This is a genomic window from Roseiarcus sp. (assembly GCF_052145395.1).
In the GTDB taxonomy this organism is placed as follows: Bacteria; Pseudomonadota; Alphaproteobacteria; order Rhizobiales; family Beijerinckiaceae; genus Roseiarcus.
Map to the genome: position 1 here is coordinate 1 of NZ_JBKQOT010000814.1, position 2,709 is coordinate 2,709.

General features: G+C 65.7%; 2 protein-coding genes. One reads left to right on the forward strand and one right to left on the reverse strand.

Translation table 11 applies throughout. The features are described from left to right. Positions 1–49: 49 nt before the first annotated feature. On the reverse strand, positions 50–373 hold the full coding sequence (locus ACLP25_RS28095; RefSeq protein ID WP_442472390.1) for a DUF389 domain-containing protein: 324 nt from the start codon (positions 371–373) through the stop codon (positions 50–52). Between the two features lie 402 nt (positions 374–775). Between ACLP25_RS28095 and ACLP25_RS28100 the strand changes: the two genes are divergently transcribed. Continuing rightward, complete coding sequence (locus ACLP25_RS28100) at positions 776–2,413, forward strand: hypothetical protein (protein ID WP_442472391.1); 1,638 nt, start codon at positions 776–778, stop codon at positions 2,411–2,413. The last annotated feature ends 296 nt before the right edge of the window (positions 2,414–2,709 follow it).

A 2,709-nucleotide genomic window follows, 5' to 3' on the forward strand; every position in this document is an offset into this window, starting at 1 on the left:
GTGAAACGGGCTAGTCTCAAAAACTTCCCATACCGCGATGCTCGGAAAGTCACGCTGCAGGGAGGCGAGGACGCCTTCTTGTCTCATCGACGTCGGCCGCCGAGAGCCGCTCACCCAAAAAATTGCCGAAAAGGCAAACTGGATGGCGATGACGTTGGTCGCGGCGAGAAGCAGGGCGCCCCCCCAACAGAAAGTCCGCGCGCGCCAGCAATATCCCGGCCGCAGCGAGCGGCGGCACCAGCGCGGTGGCGACGGCGACGCCGACCAGCGCGACGCCGACGCGCGGCGAAATGACGGCGATCGCGCCGGCCGAGCCGCTCGCGCCAAAGCGATGATCAGCTCGAACAGATCGGGCACCAGCAGGAACTCGCATCCGCTCTCCAGACCCTGGATGGAATGCGGGATGCCCGCTGGCACGAGCCACATATCGCCCGGCTTGAGATCATCGACGCCAGGCGGATATCCAAGAGCAGCTCAGCTCGAAAGAAACCTCTTGGTCAACATCCTGCGGTTGATTGCGGAATTGAGGCCGCCGCCGACGACCTCAACAGCGTGAGGCGTTCGGTGTCACGCGTTCGTCAAACCCCACGAGAAAGAGGAGTGTCTTGATGACAGAAAATTCGCCGCTAGTCGGCTCGCGACGGGGAGCCGGCATCCTCCGAAGCGCATCGGCCGGGGACGGCGACGCTTCCAGCTTGAGAAACGCCGCCGCCGGCGGCACTCTTAGGCTGACCGAGCCCTCTATCTGGAGATTCTCGGATTAAGGGAGCGGGTCATGAAGAAGCCGGCAGCCAAGCGCACGCGCAAGACGAGATCGCCGAAACGGGCCAGCGCTGCGCGCGGCGGCGCGGGGTCGGCCGGCGCGCAATTGCTCGAGGAGCTCGATCCGTCCGAACTCCTTGCGCTTCAGGAAGCGATGGGGCTGAGCGACGACGAGCGCAGCGCCACGGAGTTGCTGGCCCGCTTCCTCGATCTCTGTGCCTTCGATGAGCCCGACGACGACGAGTTGTCCTGGATAGGCGGCGCGTTGATCGAGGTGCTCGACAAAGTGCGCATTGACGGCAATGGCGGCCTCAGGCAAGCCCGCGACGAGCGGGAAGACATCCTGCAAATGATCGACGATGCGGCCGAATCCGACCAACTGCAGGGCGTCGCCGCGATGTCGCTCTCCCGGATCCTGACCGAAGCCGGCTGGCCGACGCCGGAGGTGCTGAAACAGGCGGCCGTGGCGAGCCTCGAACAGGCGGACTTCGTGCCGGTTAGCCCTGAGCAGCTAAAGGCGAGTCTCACCTCCTCGCTGGCGGAGCTCGTCGAACAGGTCGACGGTGACGGCTTCGCGCTCCAGGCGCAATTGTCGAGCATAATGGCGGCCTTTCCGAACGAAACCGCCGCCGAACTGCTGCACGTTCTCGCCAGCGAGGCGGAAGGAACGCTCGCGCTGGCTTTCGTCGGTTTCGCGCTGCACCCCGATCAGAAGATCGCGGTGTTCGCGCTCGACGGGCTCGCCGCGATCTCCGGACGCAGTGTCGACAGCCGGCTCGTCGAGCGGCTGGTTCGCATGCGGACCTGGGTCCCCGAGGCGCGGCGCGCGGCGGCCGACGCAGCGGTCAGGGCCTTGCGGCCGAAAGTCGGCGCACCGGTCATGACCACGGCCGACGAACTTCGCAAGATCAGGATGACCGTCTCAGACGGTTCGGGCGGTCGCAGCCTCGTCTTCGCGACCCACAAGGGCCGCGCACACAACGCGTTCGCCGTGCTCATCAAGACGCAGGGCGTCGCCGAAATCCTGTGCATGGACGACATCGGCAAGGCCGAAGTCGACGCGCTGTTCGAGCAAGTCAAATCCTCCGCCGCGTCGTCCGACGCCGATCTCGCCGGAGCGCAAAGGATGCTTGGCCTAGCGCTCGCCGACAATCTCGCCGCCGGGGTCCCGCCGCCTTACGAACTCGTGCGGCTCGTCGAACGGCTGGGCCTCGGTCCGCTGACGCCGGACACGACGAGCGCTGTGGAGGCGGCCGCCGAACTTTTTGCGAACCTCTTGCCACTCGAAGCCGACGCCGAAACGCTCGCGCAGGCGCATGCCGCCGTCATCGGGAGCGCGACTGCGCAGAGCTGGTTCGAGGCCGGCGAGACGATCGAAAACCTGCTGGCGCCCGCCAGGACGAAGAAACAGCGGGTGGACGCGCTGATGAAGACTTATCTGCCTGGGCGGCGGGCCTACTGGGCGAAAACCTGCGCGCTCAGCGCTTTGGCGCTGCGGGGGCCTGCGACGAAGAAGCCCGGGCCCTATGCCTACGAGCTAGCGTTGCTCGCGCGCGACATCGCCTCCAATAAGCCGATTGAAAAGCTGCCGCTGATGCGGGCGATCGCCGAAACGACCGCAGAGGCGTTCGCTTACAACGCGCGCAGGTGACACGGTCTTCGGCGTTCGTTCGGCTCAGCCGTTCAGGAGGTCTTTGACCGTTCGCCGCAGTCTCCGAAGATTGGCCAGAGCCCGGGGCGCGGGAGACAATTCCGGCGGTCTCCGTTGTGGCGCCGTTCGTGAGGCGATCTTGTCATTGGCCCGATCGCCGCCCTTCTTCCGCGACCATCTCACCTGGCCGATGGTGGTGAGATGACATCGTAGAGCGGCGTCGGAGCGATGAAATGGCGGGGCCTCAGCGGTGATTTGCCGCATCCGCCTGCCGCGAGGCGAAGAATCTGCCCGAG